The following is a 25,504-nucleotide window of genomic DNA, read 5'->3' on the forward strand; positions in this document are numbered from 1 at the left end:
CGGGATGTTGAGGTTGGGTGAACCAGCAGACCTAGGAGTGTCGTATCGTGATTATCCGGACAAGTGCAGTGATACTGGCCTTCAGCTTGTGGGTTGGTGCGGCTTTCGCGCAGGGCGGAAAGCTGAATGATTCGCAGATCGCGCATATCGCGTATACGGCTAGCGTTATCGATATCGCTGCTGCGAAGCAGGCGTTGAACCAATCAAGCAACAAGGAAGTGCGGGCGTTCGCTGAAAATATGGTGCGCGATCATCAGACGGTAAACGAGCTGGCGCTTGGTCTGGTCAAGAAGCTTAACGTTACACCTGAAGATAACGACACGAGCCGCGGCCTCTCGAAAGCGGGTGCGAGTAAGCTGAACGAACTCGGGAACTTGAAAGGCGCAGAATTCGACAAGGCGTACGTCTCGAACGAGGTTGCCTATCACAAGGCAGTTGATGACGCTCTTGAATCGACGCTCATTCCGAGCGCGACCAACGATGAACTGAGGGGTCTGTTGCAAACCGGTCTGAAGATCTTTCAAGGACACGAGCAGCATGCAGAACATCTTATGGCAAGCCTGAGATAGGGGCGGCGCATGGAATCGAAACGGACCTTGCCGGTTCTCTGCCTCGCAATCTTGCTCGGTGCGGGTTCCGCGAAGGCGGAAGTCATTGTTGTCACGATGGATAGTATGACGATTTCCCCTCCGGAAGTTTCCGCGAAGGTCGGGGATACGATCCAGTGGATCAACAAGGACCTGTTCGATCACACCGCGACTGCCCGGACCGGAGACTGGGACGTGGTGATTCCGGCAAAAACAACTGCTGCGACGGTCCTTAAGAAGGCGGGGCCTATCGCGTATTACTGCAGATTTCATCCTAACATGAAGGCCATGATCCGGATCGAGCAATGAGCCTCGACTGGCGGCGGCGATGACGCGGAGTGAAATCGCATTTAATAGAGCAAAATAGTCGAGCCCGCTATCATACGGCTACCGCGACCCGTTTCGCATCCGTTGACCCACTCGAGAGTCCTCCCTGACTTGGCTCGCCCCCAACAGGCGAGCCGCTTTTTTCGCGAGACGCGATTTGGCCATACAGAAGCAACCTGTCTCCGCAGAACGCGTCACCGCAAACTCGCATCGAGCCCCCTGAAATGCCGACGCCCTCGCGAGCAATGCGGTGATCTCTAGCAGCGCGACGCATTAGCGAGCCACTCGTGGCAGATGAGCGGCGATCGCTCCCTGCGTTTCTTCCTCGGGGCATCGTGGATACATTGCCGCAAGGGAGGCTCCGCTCAACAACGTTCCGCGCGAAGTCAGACCCCCACGCTTATCGATCCACCGCTGAATTTCGCTTGGGTATAGCGAATACAGACGGTCGGTAGCTTCGCGGTTAGTTTGCCTACGGCCATGGGGGGCAGGGTTGTAGGCCGCATGGAACAGAAATTCGGCGCGGGAAGTGACGCATATCTTGTCACGAGGAATAATGCCGAGGACGATGGTGCAGGCGGATGCGCAGTACCCGTCGATAACAATCGCTTCGCCCCTGGCCCGCAGACGTTCGTACCGGGCAACATAGTCTCCGATCCAGCCGCCGGGATCATTCACGATCCGCACCTCGGCATTGCAGCCGTCGGCAGCCATAAGCAGGAAAGCGGCCAGAAGCAGGCTCATGGTGCTCTTTGTGATCACATTGGAAGCCAATCATATCGGGGCCCGAGGTGGAGTGCAGCCCTTAGTACGTCTACGAGGTGGATTAGTTGGATGCCGTGGGGCTTCCGCAGATGAGGGTCACCGCTTTATGAGCGATCTCCTTCAAGTCCGCTCGTCGAGCTCCGGCTCGGGCTCGAATTGCGATGGTGTGCATGGTGGCTGACGCAAGCAGCGCAAGCGCCTCCGGATCAGCATCTTGCTTCAACTCGCCTCTCTCCCGCGCCGTTCGAAACCGGGCTTCAAAATCGGCGTCGAGCATGCGGAGCCCGGCGGCAACACTCTTCCTGATCTCCGCATCTTCGACCGCCTCGGCCACCGCTGTCCCGATCACAAAGCAGCCGCGAGCGGAACCCTTGCGCGAAAAATAGAAGGACAATGCTGTCTCATAGGCAAGCATCAGCGCTTGGGCCAACGGACGCTCCCCCACGAGGGCCTCGCGCGTCGCAGCCAGGGTCATTTCCCAATATCGGGCGAGGGCCTTGAGATAGAGCGCGTGCTTGTTGCCGAATGCCGCGTAGAGGCTCGGCGGGCTCATTCCTGTCGCAGCGGCGACCTTGTCCAGCGGGGTGCCCGAATACCCGCTCCTCCAGAAGGTCTCCGTCGCCTGCTTGAGGGCTGCCTCCGCATCGTAGGCGCGCGGGCGCCCACGAGGTACCGCTGCTTTTTCGCTCTTTCGTCGGGGCATGTCGAAAACCCTGTCATTGCGTGCCGAGAGGTATTTATAACATCCGTTATAAAAAACAACCCGGAACCGCCGGACCCCGGTTGCATCTGCTACCGCGCGTGGCCGAATCTCCGATTGAATAGGCAAAGCCACCTAGCGCGCGCGCTATGGATGAACTCGACCAAGACAAGTGTTTTGTGGAGGGCAGGCCGCCGAGAAGCCGTTTGTCGTGGAAAGAAAAAGGCCACTGGTTGCTTAGTGATCGCCTATATCGGACCGGACCTTGCCGCGAAACACCCAATAGGACCAGCTCGTATACATCAGGATCACCGGCAGGAGAACGAGCGTTCCAACGAGCAGGAATGCCTGGGTGCGGTCGGAGGACGCCGCCTGCCAAAGCGTGAACTGGGGCCATACGATGAATGGGTAGAGGCTGATGGCGATTCCGAGATAGGAAAGTGCAAACAGGGCGATGCCCCCCGCAAATGCCAGGATTTCAGAGCGGCTGGAAAGCGCACGCCAGGTCTGAAGCGCGACGGCAATCGTTGTAATCGGGATCGGCGCCAGAAGCAGGATATTCGGAACGGAAAACCAGCGTGAGGCAATTGCCGGGTTCATGATCGGCGTCCAAGCGCTGACGATGCCAATCGCCGCTAAGACGCCGACCAGGCAAACCCGCCCCTGACGGCGGGCGGTTTCCTGCAAATCTCCTTCGGTCTTGAGAATCAGCCAGCCCGCGCCCAGCAATCCATATCCGAACAGCAAGGCGACGCCGGTGAGGATCGAGAACGGCGTCAGGCAATCGAACGATGAGCCGGAGAATGCCGTCCCACTGACCTGAAACCCTTGGACGATGCTGCCGAGCACCACCCCTTGTGCAAAAGTCGCCACGCCAGACCCATAGTTGAATGCGTGGTCCCAGAATGTCTTGTGCTCTGCGTCTCGAAACCGGAACTCGAAGGCGACTCCGCGAAACACCAACGCCAGTAGCATGACCAGAATTGGAAAGTAGACCGCTGGAATGATGATGGCGAACGCCAGGGGGAAGGCTGCGAAAAGTCCGAGGCCGCCGAAAACCAGCCAAGTTTCATTGCCATCCCAAATGGGCGCGATGGAATTCATCAGGATGTTGCGCGCGGCGGCATTTTGCGCAAAGCCGTATAGAATGCCAACGCCAAGGTCGAAGCCATCGAGCAATACGTAGAGAAACACTGCGCTCCCGAGGATCAGGGTCCAGATCGGCACAAAGTCCAATACGTGCATCATGGCTCGCGCTCCGCCGGGATCGCGGCGCCCGCCAATACCGGGGCTTTGGGCCTTCCCCCCGCAATCGTTGCGTCTTGTCCAACCTGTGATGCCGGCCCCGCGCGAACAATTCGCAGCATGAGCAGCAACCCAGCAGGATACATGATCAGATAGACGGTCATGTAAGCGGCCAGCGAGATGACGACGTCCCGACCGGTCAATGACGGCGAAACAGAGTGCGCGGTTCGCAACAGGCCGTACACAGTCCACGGTTGACGGCCAACTTCGGTAACGGCCCAACCGGCGATGACGGCGATGAAGCCGATCGGAGAGATCAGCAGACATGAAAGAAGATACCAAGGCGTTTCCATGAGCCGTCCACGCCAGCGCAGCCATCCGCCGATCAGCACGACACCAAGCATCAGGACACCGCATCCGACCATGATCCGGAATGCAAAGAACGGGACTGCAACAGGAGGCCGCTGATCGGGAGAAAAGTCCTTGAGGCCTTTGATCTCACCTCCGAGTTTGTGGGTCAGGATGAGACTTCCGAGGCCGGGAACCTCGATCGCGGCACGGTTGCTCTCGGCCTTTTCATCTGGGATCGCAAACAACGTCAAAGGCACGCTCCGGCCGGTTTCCCAGCGCGCTTCGATCGCAGCCAATTTCGCCGGTTGGTGTTCCAGTGTGTTGAGACCGTGGTGGTCGCCAAGAAAGATTTGCAGCGGCACCAGTGCGGTCAGGAGCCATAACGTCATAGACAACATAATCCGGCCTTCCGCCGGAAATCGTCTGCGCCGTATCAGATAGGCGCCGGCCCCGAGAGCGACAAAGCCGGCCGTGATGAAGAAAGCGACCACCGTGTGAGACAATCTCGAGAGAAAGGACGGATTGAAGATGATTTTTATCCAATCCACAGGGTAGAAACGTCCATCGATGATCTCGTAACCGGCCGGCGTTTGCATCCAGCTGTTTGCCGACAGGATCCAGAAGGAGGAGAACAGCGTCCCGGCTGCCACCATTAATGCTGCAACAAAGTGGGCCCAGCGGGGCACCACCGTTCGCCCGAATAGCAGAACGCCCAGAAAACCAGCCTCAAGGAAAAACGCCGTCAGGCCTTCGTAGGCGAATAGCGGCGAAAGAACATTGGACGTCGCGTCAGCGTAGCGGCTCCAATTGGTACCGATTTGAAACGGCATGACGACACCGGTGACGACGCCCATTCCGAACGCAACTGAGAAAATCCGGATCCAGAACATCGACACCCGTAAATAGACATCGCGCCCGGACACGAGATGAAACCCTTCGAGCACCGCGATGTAGGCAGCTGAGCCCACAGTGAATGCCGGGAGCAGGATGTGCCAGCCGATCACCCAGGCGAATTGCAGTCGCGACATGAAAACTGGATCAACATCCATTCCGAGGACTCCCGAAACAACTTGGTGTTGCCGCCGTTCAAAGCTGTCGACTGGATAGCGATCCGAGGCGGTCGCGGTCGCGGCTCGTGACGCCTCTAGAAGCCCAGTTCGCTTAACCCAGGATGGACGTCAGGCCTGCGGCCCAAGTCCCAATGAAATTTGCGGTCAGCATTGGCGATAGGGTGCTCGTTGATGCTGGCGATACGCCGTTCCATCAGCCCGTCGGCGGCAAACTGCCAATTCTCGTTGCCAAAGGCCCGAAACCACTGGCCGCTATCATCGTGGTACTCATATGCGAACCGCACAGCGATGCGATTGTCCGCGTGGGTCCACACTTCCTTGATCAGACGGTAGTCCAGTTCGCGCGTCCATTTGCGCAAGAGAAAGGCTTCGATCGCCTGGCGGCCGTTGATGAACTCCGCCCGGTTTCGCCATCGGCTGTCAGGTGTGTACCCGAGTGCGACCCGCGTTGGATCTCGTGAGTTCCAGGCATCTTCGGCAAGCCTTACCTTCAGTGCTGCGGTAGTAACATCAAAGGGCGGAAGAGGCGGGCGGCTCATCTGTATTCTCCTGAAATTGAGGGATCGTGGTCGAACCATTTCAACCCCGTTAATCAATGATAGCGCCATCAGCTCGCTGCACGAGATGCGCCCGCGATGGCGCGGGATCGAAGGGCTCGGCGAAGTATTGGGTTTCCCGATTTACCAACCCGTCGCGAAACTCCATGATGCTCACCGCATAAGAGGGCTGGCCGTCATAGGAAAGCACGAACTCCGTGATCCAGAGATCGCCGGCACCGATTATTCGGCGGACTAAAAACCTCTTCTTGTTTGGCTGGAGAAACCGACTCTGCTGAATGTTGCGCCGACCGCGAATCCTCTGGCCCGATTGTGGATAATCAAGCAACGCATCCTCGTGATAGATTTCATGCTCAACGTCGAAGTCGTTCGCGTCCGAAGCATCCCAATGGCGCTGCAGCGCGGACCGCGCGGTTCGATCGTCCACCTTACCCTCCTCGTCTGCCATCCGACCATCGCCCCGCAGATCGTTGCCTTCGTTGCAGTCAAACGCGGTCCCCTGCAGTAGGACCTATTGCCCGAGCGAACCATCGTCGTCTCGTCTTGCTCGCTCATACCTTGATATGACCCGCTTCCGTCCAGGGTTGTATAGCTCGATAGATGGCTTGGGGTTAGCGATGTCGTGGAGGGTTCAGATCGCGCCGTGAAGGAGGTGTGAGATGCTGCTTCATCTGCCAATCGTGCTGCTGACTACACTTTCAGCTATCCCCGTCTCCGACCAGGTGCCCAAGTTCGATATTGCCAAGGAATGCCGCTTCGAAGGTGGGGCGTCCAACGTTGTCGAACACTGCACGCGTGACGAAACTGAAGCCCTTGAGAAACTCCAGGCGGAGTGGCCGCAGTTCGCCAGAGCCGACAGGAGTGCTTGCCTGGCGGAATCGACGGGTTCTGGGTTCAAAAGCTACGTCGAGTTGATCATCTGCCTGGAAATGGCACGGGATGTCAGGAAGGCCGACGCCAATAGTTCGTCTGCGGGCCAAGTGAGGCCCCCCGCGCGACCCGATACGAGTGTGCTCGATATACGCGACTGACAAGTCGGCAAGCGATTTCGGTGGGAAGGAATTTGTGAATGCTCGAAACAGTCAGACATGAAGGAGCGGCAGGTCCGACCGAGGGACCCACAAAGGCCAAAGCGGATGCCGCCGTCGATCGTGATAACAGTCTGAGTACGGTGACAGATCCCGTTGCAGAGTCGCGGCCGACCAACCGGCGGTTTACGATGCGACGAAAGTTACTGATCGGCGTGCTCGGCGCGGCGGTCGTGGTTGCGGCGTTTTACGGTATTCCGTGGATCAGGTTCGCGTTAAGCACGGTTTCGACCGACGATGCTTTCGTGAACGGTCATATCACGCTCGTCGCGCCGCGTGTCCACGGTCACGTGGCGCGGGTGTTGGTCGATGACAACAATCGCGTCCGCAAGGGCGATCGTCTTATCGAACTGGACAGGGAGCCATTCCAGGACGCGGTGAATGTCAAGAAGGCGGCGGTCGACAGCGCGGAGGCGGATCTGCAGGCCACGAAAGCCGCGGTGCGCGGCATCGAAGCGCAGGCGATGAGTCGGCGCTGGCAGTTGCAGCAGGCCGTCGAGAGCGTCGGAAACCAGATCGCGCTCCTGCATGCCCGGGTCGCCGCGCTCAACAAGGCGAAGGCGACATTGACGCTGGCGCAGCAGGAATTTGATCGCACGGCGAAACTGGTAGTATCTGATACGGCAAGCCACGAGTTGTACGATCAGCGTCAGGCGGGACTTTTGATCGCCAAAGCGGGGGTCGTTCAGGCTTTGGCCGATGCGAACCAGATCCGTGTTTTCCTGGGTCTGCCGGCGCAGGCTGAAGACAGTCCGCATCTGGAGCAGGTGCCCCCCGATCTCGATCAGACCTTCTCTTCGGTGCTGCAGGCGCAAGCACAGCTGATCCAGACTGCGGCGGAACTCGGCAGACTGCACTCGTACAACCAGACCCCGAAGCAGATGCTCGACGAGTTCCAAAAGCTGGATCCCCAAGGCAACGTCGATCGCACCTTGGATCGGTTCGCCGCGAAAGCGCCTGCCGTCAAGCAGGCCGAAGCCAGGCTAGCTGCCGCCGAACGGGACCTTGCGCTTGCCGAACTCGACCTGAGCTATTGCGATGTTGTCGCCGAGATAGACGGCGTCGTCACGCGACGCAACGTCAATCCGGGCAATGACGTCCAGGTGGGGCAGAACCTGATGGCGGTGCGATCGGTGAGCGAGATCTGGATCGATGCCAATTTCAAGGAGACCCAATTGCCCGATCTACGGATCGGGCAGGCGGCCGACCTCTATGTCGACATGTACGGCGACGAGCAGGTATTCAGGGGTCGGATCACCGGATTCACCATAGGGACCGGGTCGACGCTCGCATTGCTGCCTGCCCAGAATGCCACGGGTAACTTCATCAAGATCGTCCAGCGGCTGCCGGTCCGGATCGAGCTTGAGAATTACGATCCGGATAAAAAACCGCTGTTCATCGGCGCATCGGTGGTCCCTTACGTCTACCTCAATAAGCCAACGAGCGGCCCGAATGCCGGCACATTTCTTCAAGGTTACGAGCGGCAAGCGCCGGCCAGCGGTTCGGCTGCTAGCCCAGCGGGTCTCGGCAAATGACCGAATTGGCACTTTCACCCTCTCGATCTCGGACCGACATAAACCCGTGGCTTGTAGCCGCGATCGTCGTAGTACCGACCTTCATGGAGGTACTCGACACCACGATTGCTCTAGTCGCGCTGCGATACATTGCTGGCGGCCTTTCGGCGACGGTCGACGACGGCGAATGGGTGATTACAAGCTATCTTGCCGCCAATGCGATTATCCTTCCGATTACCGGCTGGCTGTCGGCTCGGCTCGGGCGCCGGAACTATTTTCTGCTGTCAATCGCAGTCTTCACTCTCGCGTCCGGCGCATGTGGATTGGCCACCAGCCTCGGGCAACTGATCGTGTTTCGCGTCTTGCAGGGGTTGGCGGGTGGTGGTCTTCAGCCTTCCAGTCAAGGCGTACTGCTGGACGCCTTCCCGGCAGAGAAGCAAGGCGTTGCAATGACGTTGTTCGGGCTGGCTGCTCTTTTGGCGCCCGTGGTCGGGCCAACCCTCGGCGGTTGGATCACGGACAGCTATTCGTGGCGATGGGTGTTCTACATCAACGTTCCGGTCGGTCTCGCGGCGTTCGCAGCATGTTATGCGCTGCTGCGGGATCCTGACTATCTCGTAAGGGAACGGACGGAGTTGAGGCGGCAACCGGTGCGTTTTGATGGGCTTGGCCTCTCTCTCCTGGTGGTCGTCATGGTCTGCTGGGAGGTGATGCTCAGCAAGGGACAGGAGTGGGACTGGTTCAGAGATCCCTTCTGGCGTGTGCAGACTCTGGCGAGCCTGTTCACTTTTGGTCTGGTGGCGCTGATCTTCTGGGAGTTGCGCCATCCCGCCCCGGTGGTCAATCTTCGTCCGCTGCGAGAACGAAATTTCGCTGCATGTTGCTTCATTATCTTTTGCGCCTTCGCAGTCCTGTACGCCGCCAGCACATCATTGCCTGCCCTGCTGCAATCCCTGTTCGGTTATGATGCTCTCAGCGCGGGTTTGGTCATGTCGCCGGCGGGGTTCGGCGCGCTCCTGGCGATGCCATTCGTCGGCCGGGCACTTGGTCGCGGCGCTGACGCCAGATTGTTGCTCGCTGCGGGTCTGACAATCATGGCAGCCGCAAACTACTGGATGTCGCAAATGAACCTGGATATCAGTCCCCGTCAGGTGGTCTGGCCTCGCGTCGTGCTGGTGTTTGGGCTCTCGATGTGCTTTGCGCCCGCGAATGTGGCGGCCTACCTCTACGTCCCCCCGGGGCTGCGTGGAGCAGCCGTTGGCTTGTTGAGTTTGCTGCGCAACGAGGGGGGCAGCGTGGGAACTTCGCTAGCACAAACGGTTCAGGAGCGCCGCGATCAATTTCATATCCTGCGACTTGGCGAATCACTCGATTCCTTTAACGCCAATGTCGCCTCCTTCCTCGATCAGGCTCGGACAATCTTCCTGCAGCAAACAGGCGACGCCTCTGCCGCGCAGCAACTGGCCTGGCAAGCGCTCGAGAACTTACGGCAGCAACAGGCATCGTCACTTGCTTATTTCGACGTCTTTCTGTTGTTAGCTATCGCCGTGCTGGCGCCGTTACTCACGGTGCTGTTGATGAAGAGATCGGTTGCGGAAAAGGGTGCGCGCATCGGCGGTGAATAGCGATTGCCTTCGCGAGCGCATCGCGCGTGGCAACGAGGCTGGTCTCCCAGTAACGCGAGTGTGCTCGAGCACGAGCGCTTCGATTGCGTCGCCTCACACAAGTGAAGTCGGGTAGAGCGTCGTCCGGAGGATAGTGTGCTGGCGGTGTTCTGAGCATGAGATGCGTGACATCATCAGGAGGAGGCCTTGTTTTCCAAGCATAGCATGGCAATTGGTTCGATCGCGAAATCAATGCGGACAATGGGCAAGGGGTCTTGGGCGATCCTCGCCGCATTACTCACATTGTGTGCAGCGAGCGCCGTGGTTTGCTATTTGGGCTGGATCAGCGCAGCCGGCACGGACGTCTCGCGGGCCGGTTACGCCGCGCTCGTGCTTGGCGTGGTCTGTTCCCTTGTGGTCGGCGTTGGCTTGATGGCGCTCATCTTCTACAGCAGCCGTGCGGGATACGATGAGCCCGCAAGGCTGGTCAAGGATGACCAGTTTCGCGGGATTCGCGACTCTGATCGAGAATTTTGAAACATTCTGCCGAGCGCGATCCGCCTTCTGTCGCTCATACCTTGAGGTGACTGAACTCAACTGAGCGGTTTATGGCAATCGAAGCCATCATCTGGAAAATGCAGCGCTATGGCCCTGCGGATTCAACGGCGCTCCCATCTCCGCCCTCTCGCGGAAGAGAAGATAGCATGGGTAAGTGCAGACCGGCTCGGTCGACGTGTTGCCGGGATCCTAAGATCGTGTTCACGGCTTTGCGCGCAGTGTCTCTCAACTCAGCGCGGCGGGCACCGGTTTCAATGCTGTGCATCTTGGCGGACGCGAGCAGAGCAAGCGCGGCAGGATCGGCATCGGGCGCCAATTTGCCTCTCTTTGGCGCCGTATGGAAGTGAATCTCGAAACGGCTCTGGATCATCTGCAACCCCTTTGCCGCACCGTTTCGGATCGCAGTATCTTTGGCAGCTTCGACGACCACGGTCGCAATCACAAAGTACTCGGGCGAGTTACGTTTTCCTGAAAAATCGATCGATACCACAGCGTGGTAAGCATGCACCAGCCCCTCGTGCAACGGATCGTGCCGCGCCAGAGCATCGCGTGCGGCAGCTAGGCTCCTCTCCCAACAACGCGAAAGCGCTTTCAGGTAAATCGCGCGCTTGTATCCGAACGCGACATAGAAGCTGGGCGGTTTCATGCCGGTCGCTCCAGCGACGCTGTCGAGAGAGGCGGCGGAGTAATAAGCAAGCCAGAATTCGTTTGCGGCGGGCTGAGCGCGAAATTCCCGTTAGTAGGGCCTGGAACGCCCTCGTGGCCAGGCCCCGGTGGTTTTGCTATTCGCGTCATGCTCCAGGGCTCCGGCGTAGCTACGATGTATTTGTAGTCGTCGTTACAAAAACAACAGGAAACCATCTTGATTACCGAAGCGCAGCTGATTATTGTATGAATCGTTATAAAATAGGAAGGGCGTTCAATGGCAGCCAAACGATCGTCGATCGTCGGCAACTTGGGCGATCGCAAGGTGCCCGGTCAGGATGCAGAAGCGGGTGGATCGGTGACTGCGATGCGGCTGGTTCACGCTGCCGAGGCCGCCGATCGTCCGGTGGAAGCTGTAAGTTCACGGCAGCCGGAAGCCTTGAGCGAAGGGAGACGAGGTCCGAGCACGGCTGCATTGGCGCCGGTACCTGTGCCAGTCACCCCTGAGGCGCAGTCCGGCGGAGATCTTTATAGTCCCGTGTCAGAGCGCACTCCAACTGCTTCGAAGAGAAGCATCAAAGAGAGGCTCCGACGGCCCCTTATGCTTGCGCTGCCACTCGCGCTCGCTGTGTTGGGTTCAATCTATTACGTGCTCGAAGAGCCTTACGTCTCGACTGACGACGCTTTCGTTCGGGCTGCAAAGGTGGCCGTCAACGCCAGGGTCGCCGGCCAGGCCATAGAGATTGCCGTCCACGACAATGAGCGCGTGCACCACGGCCAGGTGCTATTCCGGATCGATCCTGAGTCCTATCAGATCGCGGTCGATCAGGCCGAGGCGCGGCTCGGCAGCGCGCGCCTGCAGATCGAGGCGCTCAAGACGACTTATCACCAGCAACAAGCCGAGCTGCAGTCTGCCAGGGATACGGCGGCGTTTGACGAGCGCGAATATGATCGCAAGAAAGCCCTTGTCGCCAACGATTTTACCCCTCGCGCGACTTTCGAGCGGGCAGAGACGGATCTCAAGGTGGCCCGCCAGCACGTGGCATCGGTTGAACAGCAGATCGCCAATACCGTGGCTGCCTTGGACGGCAATCCAAATATTGACGTCAATCGCCATCCGACTGTTCGAGCGGCAAAGGCCCAGCTCGATCGCGCCAAGCTCGATCTCTCATACACAATAGTGACGGCGCCCGATGATGGCGTGGTCACGAGGGTTGATGACCTGCAGGTTGGCAATTTTGTCAATCCTGGCAACGCTGTGTTCTCGTTGATATCGAGCCGCCGGGTCTGGATTGAAGCAAACTTCCGCGAAACAGGCCTTCCCTATATGCGTCCAGGTCAGGAGGCTACGATCAGCGTCGATGCCTACCCGGATCGCAGATTCAAGGCGCATGTCCTCAGCATGAGCCCCGGGACGGGATCGGATTTCGCGATCCTGCCGCCGGAGAATGCGACGGGTAATTGGGTGAAGGTTGTCCAGCGTCTGCCGGTTCGATTGGAACTCGATGAAATCGATCTGTCGAGGCCGTTGTTCTCGGGCATCAGCGTGACTGCGCGGATCAACACTGAACATCGCAGCGCCTGGCTGCGTCCGCTCCAGCCCGTGTTTGCCGGAGAGGCCAAATGAACATCGCGCTCCCATCGCGCACAGAAGTCGGCACCCGCGCGATCACCGTCGCAGCGCTGCTGGCGACTTTCATGGAGACAGTGAATATCTCGCTGCCAAATGCCGCTCTGCCTCACATCCAGGGCACGTTGTCGATGGCTGACGACGAGGTCGGTTGGGTGTTCACGGCCTACATCACAGCGGGCGCCACGATGTTGCCAATGTCGCGCTGGCTCGCCAACCGCTTTGGCCGAAAGACGGTTTATCAGCTGGCACTCGTGGTATTTTCGCTCGGTCTCATACTTAACACGTTGGCGACCACGTCGCTCCAGTTCGTGTTAGCCCGGATCGTTCAGGGGGCCGCGAGTGGCTTCCTCGCTCCGCTGTCGCTGATCATTCTGCTCGACGTGCTGCCGCAGCCGCGCCATGCGAGGATCAGCCTGGCGTGGACGGTATGCGTGATGCTGGGCATCAGCAGCGGCGCAAGCATTGGCGGCTGGCTCAGCGAATATCGCGGTTGGCATTCCATCTTCTACGTCAGCTTACCAATGGCCGCTTTTATTTTCCTGGTTACCGAGTTGTCGCTGCCGGAGAAAATCGAGCAGAGCGCGCCCTTCGATTTTTTCGGCTGGGGGACGATCTCGCTTGGCATGATCGGCCTGCAGATGGTCCTGGATCGTGGCGAGCGCCTTGAATGGTTTGCCTCGCCCGAAATCTGGGTCGAGGCGATAGCATCGTTCACGGGATTCTATCTTTTCATTGTGCACATCGCGACGACGGATAAGCATTTTCTCGACAAGGCGCTGTTCAATGACCGAAACTTTGTGCTTTCGGTAATCATGGTCTTCGCTGTCGGTGTCGTCCTGCTGCCGACGCTGGCCTTGACGTCCCCCATGCTGGAGAACCTGCTCCACTATCCCGTCGATACCACCGGCTACATGACCCTCACGCGCGGCGTTACGCTTGTAGCCGCCGTGGCGCTGACAGGCCTGGTCCGCACAGGAATCGACAATCGGTTGTTCATCTCGGCCGGCATGGCCGCCGTGATTTACGCGAATTGGATGATGCTCGGCTATTCGCCTGACATGGACTGGGCGCTGGCGGCTACCGCAATGCTGCTGCAGGGCGCGGGTCTCGGCGTGGTGCTGCCATCGCTCGGCAAATCCGCGTTCGCCACGCTTGACCCGAAACTCAGAGCGCAAGGCACAGCATTTTTCAATCAGTCCCGAGTCTATGGAAGCGCAATCGGCATCGCCGTCGTTCAGATCTTCTTCTACGGGAACACGCAGGCGATGCACCTTGCGCTCGCCAAGAACCTTACGCCCTACCGTGTGGCCGGCCATGCTGGAGCCGTTACCGACAGGGTAGGGCTCGCTGTGCTCAACGAGATGCTGACGCGTCAGGCGGCCGTCGTTGCGGTGATCGACCAGTTCGAGATCCTGATGTTCGCCATGTTGATCGTGAGCCCGCTGGTATTTTTTCTTCGCAGGCCTCGGACGACTGATTAGCCACTCGTGAAAGGAAGGTACGATCATGACGAAGGCTGACATGCTTCGGTACACCAAGATTCCAACTGGATCCGGTACGATCCCGGCTGCCGGGTTCGGGACGCTAATTCCGGATCCTGCCGCCACCAGAGCTGCGACGAGGGCAGCATTGGAGGTCGGGTTCCGGCATCTCGACGCTGCGGAACGCTACCGCAACGAAGACGCCGTCGGCGAAGCGATTGCGGAAGCGATAAACGCGGGCACGCTTCGGCGGGAGGACTTGTTCGTCACCACCAAGCTGTGGAATACCAATCACCGTCCGGACCGGGTCAAGCCTGCTTTCGATGCGAGCCGACGGCGGCTGCAACTCGAACATATCGATTGCTACATCATTCATACTCCTTTTGCCTTTCGACCCGGTGATGAGCAGGACCCGAGAGATGAGCACGGCCGTGTGATCTACGATCCGGGTGTCACGTTGACCGAGACGTGGCAGGCGCTGGAACGTCTTGTGGATGACGGCCACTGCCGCTCGATCGGCTTGTCGGACATCACGCTGGAGAAGTTGCGCGAGATCGTTGCGATCGCCCGGATCAAGCCCGTAATGGTGCAGGTTGAATCGCATCCGTATCTTCCCGAATGGGAGTTGCTCGACTTCTGTCGGCAGCACGGCATCGTGTTGCAGGCGTTCGCTGCATTGGGGCATGCGATGGAACCCAGTGTGCTGGCCGATCCCGTGATAACGTCAATCGCAAAACGCGTGGATAGGACGCCCGCCCAGGTCGCGCTGGCGTGGGCCGTGCAGCGGGGCACTGCATTCCTTACGACCTCAACCAAGCCGCGCCGAATTCACGAGAGTTTCGATATTTCGGAGTTGCCCGAAGACGCGATGCGCGAGATCCGGGAGCGCATCACCACAAACGTCAGATTCAATTCGGTGGTGGACACGGGTGTGCCCGGGTTCATTCCTCGAACCAAGCGGCCCGAATCGAGCGGAGCGGAGCCGTAGGTGTGAAGGAAGTCGCTGCCGTATTCTGTTTGCAGGTGAGAAGGCTTGAGCGGACCCAGCGCCTGCTGTTAGCCTTTCTCGCCAAGAGTTTGGGCAAATGTCTTGCCGTATGGATAAAACGAATCCTTGTGACCCTGTTGCCAGGCGGCCCTGAGTTCGGGCGTCGTGATGTCCCAGTCCGGCCGGCATTTTCTGCTGACGGCGCGCAGGTCCTGGCGGAGTTCCTCGATCGTCGGTCGTCCGAAGAACCAATATCCATCGTAAATCTTGTGAATGATGAGCCCGGGCTCAAGGACGATGACGTGCGGGATCATGGGATCGTTGACGGGATCGGTGTACTCCGCGATGTCGAGGTCCTTCTGGACGATGCGCCGCGGATCTGAGAGGAAGGGCCAGTGGGCGCCTATTCCATCGCGATTTTCATTGGTCTGGGTGATGTTGTCGGTACTAATCGTAACGAGCCGGCAATAGCCGACCTCCATCTCGCGATGAAGCTGCAGCAAACCCTCTGCCTGCCGGCGGTCTTTTGGGCAGAAGGCGCCGCGGCTCAGCACGAGGATCATGGGATCTGGTCCTTGCAGTACGGAGAGCTTTCGGTGCTTGGCGGTATGATCGCTGAGCTCGTAGTCATAAGAGGGCGCCTGGCACCATGTCGGATCGCATATCGATTCCTCCACATGTGAGCGTGTCGTTGATTTACCTCACGTGTTCACAGATCGAGTACGATGTCCTGCTCGGGTTGCGTACAGCAGATCAGGACGATCCCCTCGGCCGGGGCGTCGATCGGGTCTGGATGGTAGCCGACCTTGCCGGCGACAATCCCGGTTTCGCAGGTGTGGCAGACACCTGTGCGGCATGACCAGCGCACGGGCACATCGCAAGCCTCAGCCAATTCGAGCAAATTCTTGAACGACGGCCCCCAGCGGACATTGAGACCGCTGCGAGCGAAGGACACCATTGGTCCCGAACCGGACGATCGCGCCGGCAAGTGCGGCGGCCGGCGTGGTAAGGCTGCAATGCCTGGAGTGACGGATGGGATAGCGCCGAACATCTCGGTGTGAATCCGGTCGGATGTCACGCCCAGGGTCGTCAGGCCGGCATTCAGGTCGCTCATGAAGGACGATGGGCCGCAGATGTAAAAGTCGGCATTGAGCGGTACGTTGTATTTTTCGATACCCTGCACATTGAGACGCCCGGTAGCGTCGAAATCAATGCCGGGACGGTCCCCGGGATCCGGCACGCTGTAGCAAACGTGGCTGTGGGCGTGAGGCAGGCTTTCGAGGAACCCACGAGCTTCCGCTGCAAAGGGGTGCTCGTGTCCATTGCGGGCGCCATAGAGCCACCAGACCTCGCGAGGCGAGACGTCGGCAGCCAGCGCCTGAAGCATCGCGAGGACGGGCGTTACGCCGATCCCTGCGCTCAACAACACAACGGGTGTATTGGCCTGCCGGAGTATGAAATTGCCGCGCGCCGCACTTGCGCCAACAATATCCCCAACCCCGAGCCTCTCGTGGATGTAGCGGCTCGCGGCACCGTCGGCTTCTTGTTTGATGCTCACGCGATAGGATGAAGTTCCATCGCCTCCCGACAGGGAATAGCTGCGCATAAGCGCCGGCTGAGACGGCGGCTCCAGCCGCAGTACGACAAATTGCCCGGGCAGAGCGGCGGCGACAGGATGTCCATCCGTTGGCGCGAGCCAAAGCGAGATCACATTGACGCTCTCGCGCACTTTGCGCGCTATCCGAAACAGACGGAAACCGCACCATGCGGGAGCCGGTCCTGATGCCGCGCCGAGTCCGGCGTTACCGGTCGTCCCGCTTTGCATGCGCGCCTCGGTTAGCAGCGCTTCAAAGGACCTTCGCCAGCCGACGCTCCGCGCGGGAATGCGTAGCGCGCGCTCGAGTTGGGCGCGTGGATGGCCCGGCTTGTAAAGCAGCGCATCGATCTCCGACACACTCATTTGTTCGGGACCGGAGCCGACCCGCGTGATGTCGTCGCCGGCTTCGACTTGTCCCTCCTCGATCACGCGAAAATAGAAGCCGGGTTTGCCGTGCTTGACCACGAGGGCGGCCATGTCCGGCTCGGCCATCCGGATACCCAACCGGTAACAGGTGACACGCGGTTGAGTCACTTCGAACAAGGCGCCGCCGATCCTGTAACGGTCTCCGATACAGACATCGGTATCCGCGAGACCATCGACGGTGAAATTCTCGCCGAACTGCCCGTAGACGAAGTCGGTTCGTCTCAGATAGGTCTGCCAATAGCGATAGGATTCGATTTGATAGACGAATACCGCCCGGCGTTCGCCGCCGTGACCCTGCAAATCGCCTTGTCCGTCCCCGTCGATGTTGAGACGGCGCACCATGAGCGGACCGTTCACCGGAGTTTTCCAGATGCCGGTATGAACAGTCTGACCCTGCCACGGAATGTCCCGCGGCAGGCCGACATTGACCGAAAGCAGCCGCGCCATTCTTTTTCCCACCGTCCTCGACGTGATTGAGCCTAATCTCGGTTGCCGCTGCCGAATGTTATTCTTGGCCCAGCGGCCCTGGCGGCAAGCCATCGTCGCCGCGACGGCTCCACGGCACCGCGCCGAACTTCATGGCGCCGGTGCCCGGAGAACATCTCAGACAATACCACGACCGGATCGATCGAGAAGCCGAAGGCCGCTCGATGGATGGTTTGGCTTACACAGCTCGAGCGACGGCAGGTTCCGCCGCCTGGTTCACTGCCGCCATCAGAGTCTTTGCCGCAAGGCCAGAGGAGTGCGGGTTCTGGCCGGTGATCAACTGGCCGTCATGAACCACGTGAGGCGTCCAGTTAGCCGTCTTCGAGAAGGTGGCGCCAAGCCTCAGCATTTCGTCTTCGACGAGGAAAGGAACAACCTTGGTGAGGCCGACCTCTTCCTCCTCGCCATTGGTGAAGCCGGTCACTTCCTTGCCCTGAACGAGGAGCTTGCCGTCCGGCGCCTTGACGTGACGCAAGGCGCCGGTGGAATGACACACGATTCCGATCGTCTTGCCGGCAGAGATGAAGGACTCGATCAACTTGATCGAGTGCTTGTCTTCGGCGAGATCCCACATTGGACCGTGGCCGCCGGGATAGAAGACCGTGTCGAAGTCTTCCTGCCTGACGGTGTCGAGGCGGACGGTCTTGTCGAGCTGAGCTTCTGCAGCCACGTCATTTTCGAAGCGGACCGTCAGCTCCGTGCGAAATTCCGGTTCGTTGCTCTTGGGATCGAGCGGGGGTCGGCCGCCCTTGGGCGAAGCGAGGGTGATATCGACGCCAGCTTCCTTGAAGGTGTAGTAGGGCGCTGCCAGTTCTTCCAGCCAGAAGCCGGTCTTGCGTCCGGTGTTACCCAGTTGGTCGTGTGATGTGATCACCATCAGCACCTTCATGATATTCTCCTCTGTTGTGGCATTTTTGTTGCGGCATCGCATAGAGCCGTGTAGCACTTTGCCCGGCTGCTCCAATTCACTCTCCAGCCGAGGCTGGAGTGCGATCGGCCACATCGCGAGAGCAAGTGATACCGTTGATAGCTGACCGGCGGCAGCGCATTCATTCATACGATGAGAGCCGGCCGCTCATACATTGATATGAGCTAGGCCTTCCCAATGTTGGATGTTTTCAGAGGCGGCCGCCGATCACGATCCAAATGGGACAACCAGCCCCTGAAGATCATCGGTGAAGTCCATGGACCGAAAAGACCGCCCGAACAGAGTTAATCGACGGCGTTTCCTCGAGGTTTCCGCAAGCGTCTTGGCGAGCTCCCAATTCCTGCCAGGTCAAGCCGCAAACGCGGGGCTCGTATTCGAGAGACCGATAGAGGTCGCGCGATATGAGACGCCCCGAGCGCTTTCACCAGTAAAGCAGGTTGATGCAGGGTTGCTGAACGTCGGCTTCATCGAAGCTGGGCCGGTCGACGGACCGGCAGCTATTCTGCTGCACGGGTGGCCCTATGACATTCACAGTTTCGCCGAGGTGACACCAAGGCTTGCCCTTGCGGGCTTCCGTGTCATCGCGCCCTTTGCGCGCGGATACGGCTCGACGAATTTTCTGTCGAAAGGCACCTTGAGAACAGGGCAGCCGTCTGCCTTGGCGGTAGATACGATCGCCTTGATGGACGCACTCGATATCAAACAGGCGACAGTCGCTGGCTTCGATTGGGGAGCTCGTACGGCCGATATTATCGCGGCACTTTGGCCGGATCGAGTCAAAGGCATTGTTTCCGTCAGTGGTTATCTCATTGGCAGCCAGGACATCGGAAAGATACCGCTGCCGCCGAAAGCTGAACTTGAATGGTGGTACCAATACTATTTCGCGACCGAGCGTGGTCGTGAAGGTTATGACAGATATCGGCGGGAGTTTGCCGAGCTGATCTGGAGATTGGCCTCGCCGAAATGGGCGTTCGACGGTCAGACGTTTGCCCGCACGGCAGCGGCGTTCGACAATCCGGATCATGTCGAGATCGTAATCCACAATTATCGATGGCGGCTTGGTTTGGCAGCGGGCGATCCTGGCCTCGATGCTCTCGAGGCGCAATTGGCCAAAGCTCCGCAAGTCGGCGTGCCAGCCATTACCCTGGAAGGCGACGAGAACGGCGCACCACATCCTGATCCCGCGTCTTACGCCAGCAAGTTCAGCGGCAAATACCTGCATCGCGTGGCGAAAGGCGGAATCGGCCATAACCTGCCGCAGGAAGCTCCGGAGGTTTTTGCGCGCGCTGTCATAGACGTGACCGGAAGCTGACGCACCCTTTCTCTATTGGGAACGCTGAGATGATACACCTCCCCGATCGACCGATACGAAAAGATCTCGGTACTGACTATTGCCAGGACCGCCGGCAATTTATCGGCAGAGCCGCAATGGGAGTTTTGTCGGCGAGTGCCGGTGGACTGTTGTCTCCCGGCGGAGCGTCGGTAGCTGGGAGCCCAGCCATTCATCCGTTTCGCGTCAATACTCCCGATGAGCAACTTGCCGACCTTCGTAAGCGTATTAGAGCAGCACGCTGGCCGGATCGCGAGACAGTCAAGGATCCATCTCAGGGCGTTCAGCTCGCAACCATGCAGGCGCTCGCTCGCTATTGGGCGAACGAGCACGATTGGCGCAAGGTCGAGGCGAGACTGAATGCCCTGCCACAATTCATGACGGAGATCGACGGGCTGGACATTCACTTCGTTCACGTTCGTTCAAAGCTTGACGGGGCACTGCCGATGATCATTACGCACGGCTGGCCCGGCTCGATCATCGAACAACTCAAGATCGTCGAACCGCTGACCAATCCGATCGCCCATGGCGCGAGCGGAACTGATGCTTTCCATCTTGTGATCCCGTCGCTGCCCGGACATGGATTTTCTGGCAAGCCACCGGCTCCGGGCTGGACGCCGCTCAGGATCGCCAAGACATGGGCGACACTGATGCAACGCCTCGGCTACACGCGGTACGTAGCGCAGGGCGGAGACTGGGGAAACGCCGTTTCCGAGTTGATGGCGCTGCAGCAGCCGCAAGGATTGCTCGGCATTCACACCAATATGGCGGCCACCGTTCCAGCCGACGTCTCCAAAGCCTTGTCGGACGGCGGACCATCGCCGGTTGGCCTTTCGCGCGATGAAAAGCATGCCTGGGACCAACTCGCCGACTTCTACAGGCACGGATTGGCCTATGCCCAGGAAATGTCAAATCGGCCGCAGACGCTTTATGGCTTGGCGGATTCGCCGGTGGGTCTCGCGGCATGGATGCTGGATCACGATATCCGCAGCTACGGCATGATCTCGCGAGTCTTTGATGGAAAGACGGAGGGGCTGACCAGGGATGATGTCCTCGACAACGTCACGCTCTATTGGTTGACAAACACCGCGATCTCGTCGGCGCGTCTCTATTGGGACACAGCGCAAGTTTCGACAGGTGGAGGTTTCTTCGATGTCCGAGGAGTGACACTTCCCGTTGCCGTAAGCGCCTTCCCCGACGAAATCTATACTGCGCCGCGGAGCTGGGCGGAGCGGGCATACACGAACCTCATCTACTACAACAAGCTCGAGAAGGGCGGCCACTTCGCCGCCTGGGAACAGCCCCGGCTGTTCTGTGAGGAAATCCGCGCGGCGTTCCGTTCCCTGCGCCAATCGATTTGAGCCAGTCCGCCGACGCCGTTAGGCGGACGCCCGTGTGTCCCAACAAAACCTGGAGTGCATCGCATGAATCGCCCCGAAAGACCGTTTCCGACAGGTGAGATCCGTCTCGAACGCCGCTTGCCCACGTATTGGCGCGTGACATTCGATCTTCCGCCGGTCAACATTTTTGGTCCAAAAGAGCTACCGCAGTTGAACGAAATCATCTCGGCGATCGAGAAGGACGAGCAGCTGAAGGTGGTCGTATTCGACAGCGCCATTGAGGGCTTCTTTCTCACCCATTACGACTTCCTGTCTCCGCTCGAGGAATCGAAGAGTGTTCCCCCCGGGCCGACCGGCCTCGAGGCACTCCCCGACATGCTGGTGCGCCTCAGTTGGGCACCGATCGTCTCGATCGCCTCGATCCGCGGGCGAGCGACCGGGGTGGGGAGCGAACTCGCACTGGCGAGCGATATGCGCTTTGCCAGCCGCGAAAAGGCAATTCTGTCACAATGGGAAGTCGGCGCTGGCCTGGTGCCGGGCGGCGGACCGATGGCCCGGCTTCCGCGCCTGATAGGGCGGGGCCGGGCGCTTGAGGTATTGCTCGGCGCCGATGACGTTCCGGGCGAACTCGCCGAGCTTTACGGCTATGTCAATCGTTCACTTCCAGACGCGGACCTCGACAGTTTCGTGGACGCACTGGCGATGCGCATCGCCTCGTTTGACCGAGCGGCGATCGCGGAGACCAAGCGGCTTGTGAACGTCGCAAGCCTGCCCCCGGACGTCGAAATCAAACCGGAATGGGATGCGTTCCTCGCCTCGCTCGGACGTCCCGCAACCCAGAGGCGGATCAAGAAGCTGTTGGATCGTGGCTTTCATCGCGCCGGCGACGTCGAAAACCGGCTCGGCTTTCACGTCGGTCAACTCGGCGATTGATGCAAGTTGTTCGCGAAGGAGAGTTTGAATGGTCCGGAAGGCGAGGACACCTTGAACGGCCCCGGCCGTGCCGGGGAAGGCGGGCTTTAGTGAGTCCAGCCTTCTGGACGAGATGCCCTATTCCTTCAAGAGCCGGTCTGAGAGTCGGAAGGTGACGAAGCCGGAAGGATTGTTGCGGCTGCGCATGGCGGTTGTTTCACAGCGTTCCTGGCCTTCGCTCTCCAGAACACCGGCTTCGCCGCAACGGAACGCAGCACCGAAAAGAGCCGTGACACTCGAGGCGGATGGTAGCGGATTCAGCATCGGTCGATCGACCTAGCCTTGCGCGTGAAGAATCTCAATCTCGAAGAGACGGTCTTTCCTCGCCTCGCGGCGGAAGCCAAAAAAGCCCTTCGGGTGTCCACCGTGCTCAACACAACGATCACACTAGCGAAGTTGAGTTGAAGGAGCGGAGAGTTGCCTCGACAAGAGGAGGAACACTCCAATGACACGGAAGCATCAGCCCGGTCAGACAGATTTCAAAGTGATCCTGCCCGAAGATATTGAATGGAAGTCATTCCCCGCATTTCCGTCCGAAGCGCGCCTCGCTGTAGTGGTCGGTCATCCGGCCGAGGCTGGTCCCTATGTTGTCAGGGTCAAGGTACCGGCCGGGACCGTCCTGATGCCGCACAAACATCCCGAGGATCGGATCTACACGGTCATGTCGGGAGTCTTTTACATCGGGCTTGGCGAAACATTCGATGTAAATCGCGTGTCGCCCTATCCGCCGGGCAGCGTCATCGTTCTGCCTGGTGAGACCTGGCATTTCCACTGGGCCAAGTCCGGCGAATACGGCACGCAGGTAACGGCCATTGGTCCGCTCGGCCTTGAATATCGTGACCCGCAAGACGATCCGCGCCATCGGCACGAGTGATTTGGTGAGGGCACTGCAGCCCTCAGTGTCGGCCTGACGCGCGCGCGACCGTTTGTTACTTGCCCGGCTTCTCAGGCTTCGTTTTGAGCGCGTCGGCCATCCGTACAAGCTCAGCCAACGTTCGCGCTCCCATTTTGTGCATGGCCGCTCCCCGATGGATCTTCACGGTGATCTCGCTGATGCCTAGGTCTCCGGCCACCTGCTTGTTCATTTTGCCTGCAGTGACAAGCAACATCACTTCCTGTTCGCGCGGCGATAGGCTGTCGAAACGTTCCTTCAGCTTTGAACCGACACTTTCGACGATCCGGCGTTGTCGATCGCGCTCGATCGCAGCCAAGACAGCATCGAGCATGTCCTGGTCGCGAAACGGCTTGGGAAGAAAGTCGACAGCGCCATGTTTCATGGCATGCACTGACATTGGGATGTCACCGTATCCGGTCATCATCACAACCGGAATTCCAACGCCGCTCCGGATCAAGCGGGTTTGGAACTCGAGGCCATTCATGTCTGGAAGCCTGACATCGAGGACGATGCAGCCAGGTCGGTCAGAAAGATTCGCCGATAGAAACTCTTTTGCTGTAGCGTAGGTCTGCGTCTGGAGCCCGACCGAGTCGAACAGCCCCTCCAACGCCCCACGCATTGAAGCGTCGTCGTCAACGACGTGCACAACGGGCGTCACGTTGGTTGCGGCTTGCATCCGTTTACTTTGACCCGATTTTTGCAGTCTTGATAGCACAACCGGGAACGAAGCCGGGATCACACCTTTGTATAGGTTGTCGCTCGCCGCACCGCCTTGCTTGCGAAAAGCGCAATTCCAACCATGCTTTAGCGGGCGCCTGGTGGCACGGCCGGAGCGTATATCGAAAACAGCGAGCCTCTGCCTTCGATCGACCGGACTTCGATGCGGTGACCCAGAACCTCGAGCGCGCGGCGGACGATCGACAGTCCGATGCCCAAACCGTTGCCGCGTCCGGGCGCAAGGCGCGTAAATGGCTCGAAAATCCGGGGTAATTGGTGCTCCGGAATGCCGATCCCCGTGTCGTAGACGTCGATCCTGATTTCAGGTCCTCTGCGACGGCATCCAATCAAAATGCGTCCGCCCGGCTCCGTGTATCGGATCGCATTGGTCAATAGATTGCGCAGGACGCAACCGAGTAACACCGGATTGCTGGCGACATCGATGTTTCCCGCAACAGCCCGAAGATCGATGCCCCTTTGAATGGCTGCGTCTTCCTGTTCGTATCGCAGCTGCCAAAACAGCGGTCCAAGTCCGACCGGGCCAACCTCTAGCGCGTTCTCACGTTCCGCCAGGTAAAACGCGTCGACCAGGCAATTGAGTTGCTCGGTCAGCTTTGTGGCGGCTCGTTCTCCCCGATCCAGCCAGGCCTGCTGCGGCATTTGTTCGAAGCGAGAGCGCAGCAGAGCATAGGTACTCTGGATAACCTGAAGAGAGTCGCGAAGATCGTGCCCCAAGATCCCGATGATGGTGGTTTGGAACTCCTGCGCGATGAGACCCCTAGCGTTCCGATCCAGCCGATTCGGTGTTGCTACGAAGCTTTCGATCGTTCTCATGATTTCCCCTTATGCGCGTTCGACAACATCGCAAGATCAGAGGATCAGAAGAGGCGCGTCGGCGGATTCTTGCTATTCTACGTTCCGGTATCTCCGATCAGCTCATCGTATGATTTCGATGGCACCGTAATGGCTGAGCAGAGAGCCGGCGAATAATTGGGTAGCGTGGTTCAAAACGTCGCACAGATCGCCCTGGAGAGGACTCCGCCTGTCCTAGAAGCCGTCGGCGCCTGTTTATCTCTGCTGTCGGCTGCATTCGATCAAAATTGTATTGGATATTCAATTATTTATTAGATCCGACCATGCGCCGATACCGGTTCAAACATGACTACAATCTTCCCGAGCGCGTCCGTCCCACTCGCAATTACAAGGTGTATATAACACTGTTGTATAATTTCTGAGCATTACCGTGCGTGCGAATCTTGGGTTCCCCGTTTCAACTGCAATTCGGGGTAAGGATGCTTTGTGCCAAGAAATCTCGAAATCGCAGTCATCGATGACGACGATTCCTTCCGGGTAGCTCTCGTGGAATCGTTGTTGTCGCTCGGCTATGAGGCCAGCGGATACGCCTCCGCCGAGGATTATCTCCATGCCATCGAGGACAGATCATTTGATTGCGTCGTTACGGACGTCCATATGCCCGGCATGAGTGGTCTCGACCTGATGAGGTGGTTGACCTCCCGGGGGGCAGCGACCCCTGCTGTGCTGATCACCGCTCGTTCGGACCCCAATCTTGAGGCGAAGGCCGCCGCCGTCAACGCGGTAGGCCTGCTCATAAAGCCGTTCGAGATGACCGACTTGATCGATTACATCGAAGGGGCCGTGAAGGCCTGAGCCGTCGAGTCCGCCGGGCCTAACCTCAACGT

Annotated in this window: 26 protein-coding genes and 1 pseudogene; 14 read left to right on the forward strand and 13 right to left on the reverse strand. The window is 59.0% G+C overall.

The features are described from left to right. The first annotated feature begins 47 nt into the window (after positions 1-47). Entirely contained in the window at positions 48-569 is a 522-nt protein-coding gene (locus QA642_RS04770) for a DUF4142 domain-containing protein (protein ID WP_283083624.1), read from the forward strand. 9 nt (positions 570-578) lie between these two features. Beyond that, complete coding sequence (locus tag QA642_RS04775) at positions 579-896, forward strand: cupredoxin domain-containing protein (protein WP_283083625.1); 318 nt, start codon at positions 579-581, stop codon at positions 894-896. Between the two features lie 291 nt (positions 897-1,187). Here the strand turns inward: QA642_RS04775 and QA642_RS04780 are convergent, their stop codons facing one another. The 6 genes from QA642_RS04780 to QA642_RS04805 all read right to left on the reverse strand — a co-directional run bounded on the left by QA642_RS04780 (position 1,188) and on the right by QA642_RS04805 (position 6,029). After that, complete coding sequence (locus QA642_RS04780; RefSeq protein WP_283083626.1) at positions 1,188-1,658, reverse strand: hypothetical protein; 471 nt, start codon at positions 1,656-1,658, stop codon at positions 1,188-1,190. Positions 1,659-1,740: 82 nt separating this feature from the next. After that, a complete protein-coding gene (locus tag QA642_RS04785) occupies positions 1,741-2,382 on the reverse strand; it encodes a TetR/AcrR family transcriptional regulator (RefSeq protein WP_283083627.1) in 642 nt (213 codons plus the stop codon). Positions 2,383-2,616: 234 nt separating this feature from the next. Continuing rightward, positions 2,617-3,627, reverse strand: coding sequence for a cytochrome d ubiquinol oxidase subunit II (gene cydB / locus QA642_RS04790; protein ID WP_283083628.1), 1,011 nt, complete (start codon positions 3,625-3,627; stop codon positions 2,617-2,619). Continuing rightward, positions 3,624-5,024 (reverse strand): cytochrome ubiquinol oxidase subunit I, encoded by a 1,401-nt coding sequence (locus tag QA642_RS04795; protein WP_283083629.1) that lies wholly within the window; start codon positions 5,022-5,024, stop codon positions 3,624-3,626. Before QA642_RS04795 ends, cydB begins: the two co-directional genes overlap by 4 nt. Before the next feature lie 95 nt (positions 5,025-5,119). Then, complete coding sequence (locus QA642_RS04800) at positions 5,120-5,584, reverse strand: nuclear transport factor 2 family protein (RefSeq protein WP_283083630.1); 465 nt, start codon at positions 5,582-5,584, stop codon at positions 5,120-5,122. Positions 5,585-5,633: 49 nt separating this feature from the next. Next, on the reverse strand, positions 5,634-6,029 hold the full coding sequence (locus tag QA642_RS04805) for a nuclear transport factor 2 family protein (RefSeq protein ID WP_283083631.1): 396 nt from the start codon (positions 6,027-6,029) through the stop codon (positions 5,634-5,636). A 232-nt stretch (positions 6,030-6,261) separates the two neighbouring features. Here QA642_RS04805 and QA642_RS04810 point away from each other — a divergent pair, with 232 nt between their 5' ends. The 4 genes from QA642_RS04810 to QA642_RS04825 all read left to right on the forward strand — a co-directional run bounded on the left by QA642_RS04810 (position 6,262) and on the right by QA642_RS04825 (position 10,345). Beyond that, entirely contained in the window at positions 6,262-6,633 is a 372-nt protein-coding gene (locus QA642_RS04810) for a hypothetical protein (protein ID WP_283083632.1), read from the forward strand. A gap of 38 nt (positions 6,634-6,671) precedes the next feature. Continuing rightward, positions 6,672-8,225, forward strand: coding sequence for an HlyD family secretion protein (locus QA642_RS04815; RefSeq protein ID WP_283083633.1), 1,554 nt, complete (start codon positions 6,672-6,674; stop codon positions 8,223-8,225). Beyond that, on the forward strand, positions 8,222-9,829 hold the full coding sequence (locus QA642_RS04820; RefSeq protein WP_283083634.1) for a DHA2 family efflux MFS transporter permease subunit: 1,608 nt from the start codon (positions 8,222-8,224) through the stop codon (positions 9,827-9,829). The genes QA642_RS04815 and QA642_RS04820 overlap by 4 nt, the downstream gene beginning before the upstream one ends. A gap of 186 nt (positions 9,830-10,015) precedes the next feature. After that, positions 10,016-10,345 (forward strand): hypothetical protein, encoded by a 330-nt coding sequence (locus QA642_RS04825; protein ID WP_349253828.1) that lies wholly within the window; start codon positions 10,016-10,018, stop codon positions 10,343-10,345. 106 nt (positions 10,346-10,451) lie between these two features. On the opposite strand, the gene QA642_RS04830 is transcribed toward QA642_RS04825, so the two are convergent. Then, on the reverse strand, positions 10,452-11,012 hold the full coding sequence (locus QA642_RS04830; RefSeq protein ID WP_283083635.1) for a TetR/AcrR family transcriptional regulator: 561 nt from the start codon (positions 11,010-11,012) through the stop codon (positions 10,452-10,454). Positions 11,013-11,288: 276 nt separating this feature from the next. Between QA642_RS04830 and QA642_RS04835 the strand changes: the two genes are divergently transcribed. The 3 genes from QA642_RS04835 to QA642_RS04845 are packed head-to-tail and all read left to right on the forward strand — an operon-like array spanning position 11,289 to position 15,113. Further along, on the forward strand, positions 11,289-12,638 hold the full coding sequence (locus QA642_RS04835) for an HlyD family secretion protein (RefSeq protein ID WP_283083636.1): 1,350 nt from the start codon (positions 11,289-11,291) through the stop codon (positions 12,636-12,638). After that, positions 12,635-14,125 carry an MFS transporter gene (locus QA642_RS04840; RefSeq protein ID WP_283083637.1) on the forward strand — a complete coding sequence of 497 codons (1,491 nt, stop codon included), beginning with the start codon at positions 12,635-12,637 and terminating at the stop codon, positions 14,123-14,125. The genes QA642_RS04835 and QA642_RS04840 overlap by 4 nt, the downstream gene beginning before the upstream one ends. A 25-nt stretch (positions 14,126-14,150) precedes the next feature. Continuing rightward, positions 14,151-15,113: an aldo/keto reductase gene (locus QA642_RS04845; protein WP_283083638.1), complete on the forward strand. Its 963-nt coding sequence runs from the start codon at positions 14,151-14,153 to the stop codon at positions 15,111-15,113. 68 nt (positions 15,114-15,181) lie between these two features. On the opposite strand, the pseudogene QA642_RS04850 reads toward QA642_RS04845, so the two are convergent. The 3 genes and pseudogenes from QA642_RS04850 to QA642_RS04860 form a co-directional block, all read right to left on the reverse strand. After that, positions 15,182-15,776: pseudogene (locus tag QA642_RS04850) on the reverse strand (redoxin domain-containing protein). A 46-nt stretch (positions 15,777-15,822) separates the two neighbouring features. Continuing rightward, entirely contained in the window at positions 15,823-17,583 is a 1,761-nt protein-coding gene (locus QA642_RS04855) for an MOSC and FAD-binding oxidoreductase domain-containing protein (RefSeq protein WP_283083639.1), read from the reverse strand. Positions 17,584-17,800: 217 nt separating this feature from the next. Continuing rightward, positions 17,801-18,511, reverse strand: coding sequence for a type 1 glutamine amidotransferase domain-containing protein (locus tag QA642_RS04860; RefSeq protein ID WP_283083640.1), 711 nt, complete (start codon positions 18,509-18,511; stop codon positions 17,801-17,803). Between the two features lie 295 nt (positions 18,512-18,806). Between QA642_RS04860 and QA642_RS04865 the strand changes: the two genes are divergently transcribed. From QA642_RS04865 to QA642_RS04875, 3 genes are all read left to right on the forward strand, one after another. Continuing rightward, a complete protein-coding gene (locus QA642_RS04865) occupies positions 18,807-19,862 on the forward strand; it encodes an alpha/beta hydrolase (RefSeq protein WP_283083641.1) in 1,056 nt (351 codons plus the stop codon). Positions 19,863-19,891: 29 nt separating this feature from the next. Beyond that, the gene (locus QA642_RS04870) at positions 19,892-21,241 is read left to right on the forward strand and encodes an epoxide hydrolase family protein (protein WP_283083642.1); all 1,350 of its coding nucleotides are present in this window, start codon (positions 19,892-19,894) and stop codon (positions 21,239-21,241) included. A gap of 63 nt (positions 21,242-21,304) precedes the next feature. Then, positions 21,305-22,153: an enoyl-CoA hydratase/isomerase family protein gene (locus tag QA642_RS04875; RefSeq protein ID WP_283083643.1), complete on the forward strand. Its 849-nt coding sequence runs from the start codon at positions 21,305-21,307 to the stop codon at positions 22,151-22,153. A gap of 117 nt (positions 22,154-22,270) precedes the next feature. Here the strand turns inward: QA642_RS04875 and QA642_RS04880 are convergent, their stop codons facing one another. Then, complete coding sequence (locus QA642_RS04880; protein ID WP_283083644.1) at positions 22,271-22,456, reverse strand: hypothetical protein; 186 nt, start codon at positions 22,454-22,456, stop codon at positions 22,271-22,273. A gap of 181 nt (positions 22,457-22,637) precedes the next feature. Between QA642_RS04880 and QA642_RS04885 the strand changes: the two genes are divergently transcribed. Next, complete coding sequence (locus QA642_RS04885; protein ID WP_283083645.1) at positions 22,638-23,066, forward strand: cupin domain-containing protein; 429 nt, start codon at positions 22,638-22,640, stop codon at positions 23,064-23,066. Between the two features lie 55 nt (positions 23,067-23,121). Here QA642_RS04885 and QA642_RS04890 read toward each other — a convergent pair whose 3' ends face one another. Together QA642_RS04890 and QA642_RS04895 are read right to left on the reverse strand one after the other, a co-directional pair. Further along, on the reverse strand, positions 23,122-23,763 hold the full coding sequence (locus QA642_RS04890; protein WP_283083646.1) for a response regulator transcription factor: 642 nt from the start codon (positions 23,761-23,763) through the stop codon (positions 23,122-23,124). Between the two features lie 128 nt (positions 23,764-23,891). Next, positions 23,892-24,638, reverse strand: a complete 747-nt coding sequence (locus tag QA642_RS04895; protein WP_283083647.1) for a HAMP domain-containing sensor histidine kinase — start codon at positions 24,636-24,638, stop codon at positions 23,892-23,894. 465 nt (positions 24,639-25,103) lie between these two features. Here QA642_RS04895 and QA642_RS04900 point away from each other — a divergent pair, with 465 nt between their 5' ends. Then, entirely contained in the window at positions 25,104-25,472 is a 369-nt protein-coding gene (locus QA642_RS04900; RefSeq protein WP_283083648.1) for a response regulator, read from the forward strand. Positions 25,473-25,504 lie beyond the last annotated feature (32 nt).

The organism is Bradyrhizobium sp. CB2312 (assembly GCF_029714425.1).
Lineage (GTDB): Bacteria > Pseudomonadota > Alphaproteobacteria > Rhizobiales > Xanthobacteraceae > Bradyrhizobium.

Coding starts and splice junctions, on each gene's coding strand:
- QA642_RS04860 (WP_283083640.1), bottom strand. CDS start 18,511: ATGAAGGTGCTGATGGTGATCACATCACACGACCAACTGGGTAACACC.
- QA642_RS04835 (WP_283083636.1), top strand. CDS start 11,289: ATGGCAGCCAAACGATCGTCGATCGTCGGCAACTTGGGCGATCGCAAG.
- QA642_RS04820 (WP_283083634.1), top strand. CDS start 8,222: ATGACCGAATTGGCACTTTCACCCTCTCGATCTCGGACCGACATAAAC.
- cydB (WP_283083628.1), bottom strand. CDS start 3,627: ATGATGCACGTATTGGACTTTGTGCCGATCTGGACCCTGATCCTCGGG.
- QA642_RS04855 (WP_283083639.1), bottom strand. CDS start 17,583: ATGGCGCGGCTGCTTTCGGTCAATGTCGGCCTGCCGCGGGACATTCCG.
- QA642_RS04890 (WP_283083646.1), bottom strand. CDS start 23,763: ATGCAAGCCGCAACCAACGTGACGCCCGTTGTGCACGTCGTTGACGAC.
- QA642_RS04845 (WP_283083638.1), top strand. CDS start 14,151: ATGACGAAGGCTGACATGCTTCGGTACACCAAGATTCCAACTGGATCC.
- QA642_RS04810 (WP_283083632.1), top strand. CDS start 6,262: ATGCTGCTTCATCTGCCAATCGTGCTGCTGACTACACTTTCAGCTATC.
- QA642_RS04880 (WP_283083644.1), bottom strand. CDS start 22,456: ATGCTGAATCCGCTACCATCCGCCTCGAGTGTCACGGCTCTTTTCGGT.
- QA642_RS04800 (WP_283083630.1), bottom strand. CDS start 5,584: ATGAGCCGCCCGCCTCTTCCGCCCTTTGATGTTACTACCGCAGCACTG.
- QA642_RS04895 (WP_283083647.1), bottom strand. CDS start 24,638: ATGAGAACGATCGAAAGCTTCGTAGCAACACCGAATCGGCTGGATCGG.
- QA642_RS04875 (WP_283083643.1), top strand. CDS start 21,305: ATGAATCGCCCCGAAAGACCGTTTCCGACAGGTGAGATCCGTCTCGAA.
- QA642_RS04795 (WP_283083629.1), bottom strand. CDS start 5,024: ATGGATGTTGATCCAGTTTTCATGTCGCGACTGCAATTCGCCTGGGTG.
- QA642_RS04785 (WP_283083627.1), bottom strand. CDS start 2,382: ATGCCCCGACGAAAGAGCGAAAAAGCAGCGGTACCTCGTGGGCGCCCG.
- QA642_RS04840 (WP_283083637.1), top strand. CDS start 12,635: ATGAACATCGCGCTCCCATCGCGCACAGAAGTCGGCACCCGCGCGATC.
- QA642_RS04870 (WP_283083642.1), top strand. CDS start 19,892: ATGATACACCTCCCCGATCGACCGATACGAAAAGATCTCGGTACTGAC.
- QA642_RS04885 (WP_283083645.1), top strand. CDS start 22,638: ATGACACGGAAGCATCAGCCCGGTCAGACAGATTTCAAAGTGATCCTG.
- QA642_RS04780 (WP_283083626.1), bottom strand. CDS start 1,658: ATGAGCCTGCTTCTGGCCGCTTTCCTGCTTATGGCTGCCGACGGCTGC.
- QA642_RS04865 (WP_283083641.1), top strand. CDS start 18,807: ATGGACCGAAAAGACCGCCCGAACAGAGTTAATCGACGGCGTTTCCTC.
- QA642_RS04775 (WP_283083625.1), top strand. CDS start 579: ATGGAATCGAAACGGACCTTGCCGGTTCTCTGCCTCGCAATCTTGCTC.
- QA642_RS04830 (WP_283083635.1), bottom strand. CDS start 11,012: ATGAAACCGCCCAGCTTCTATGTCGCGTTCGGATACAAGCGCGCGATT.
- QA642_RS04815 (WP_283083633.1), top strand. CDS start 6,672: ATGCTCGAAACAGTCAGACATGAAGGAGCGGCAGGTCCGACCGAGGGA.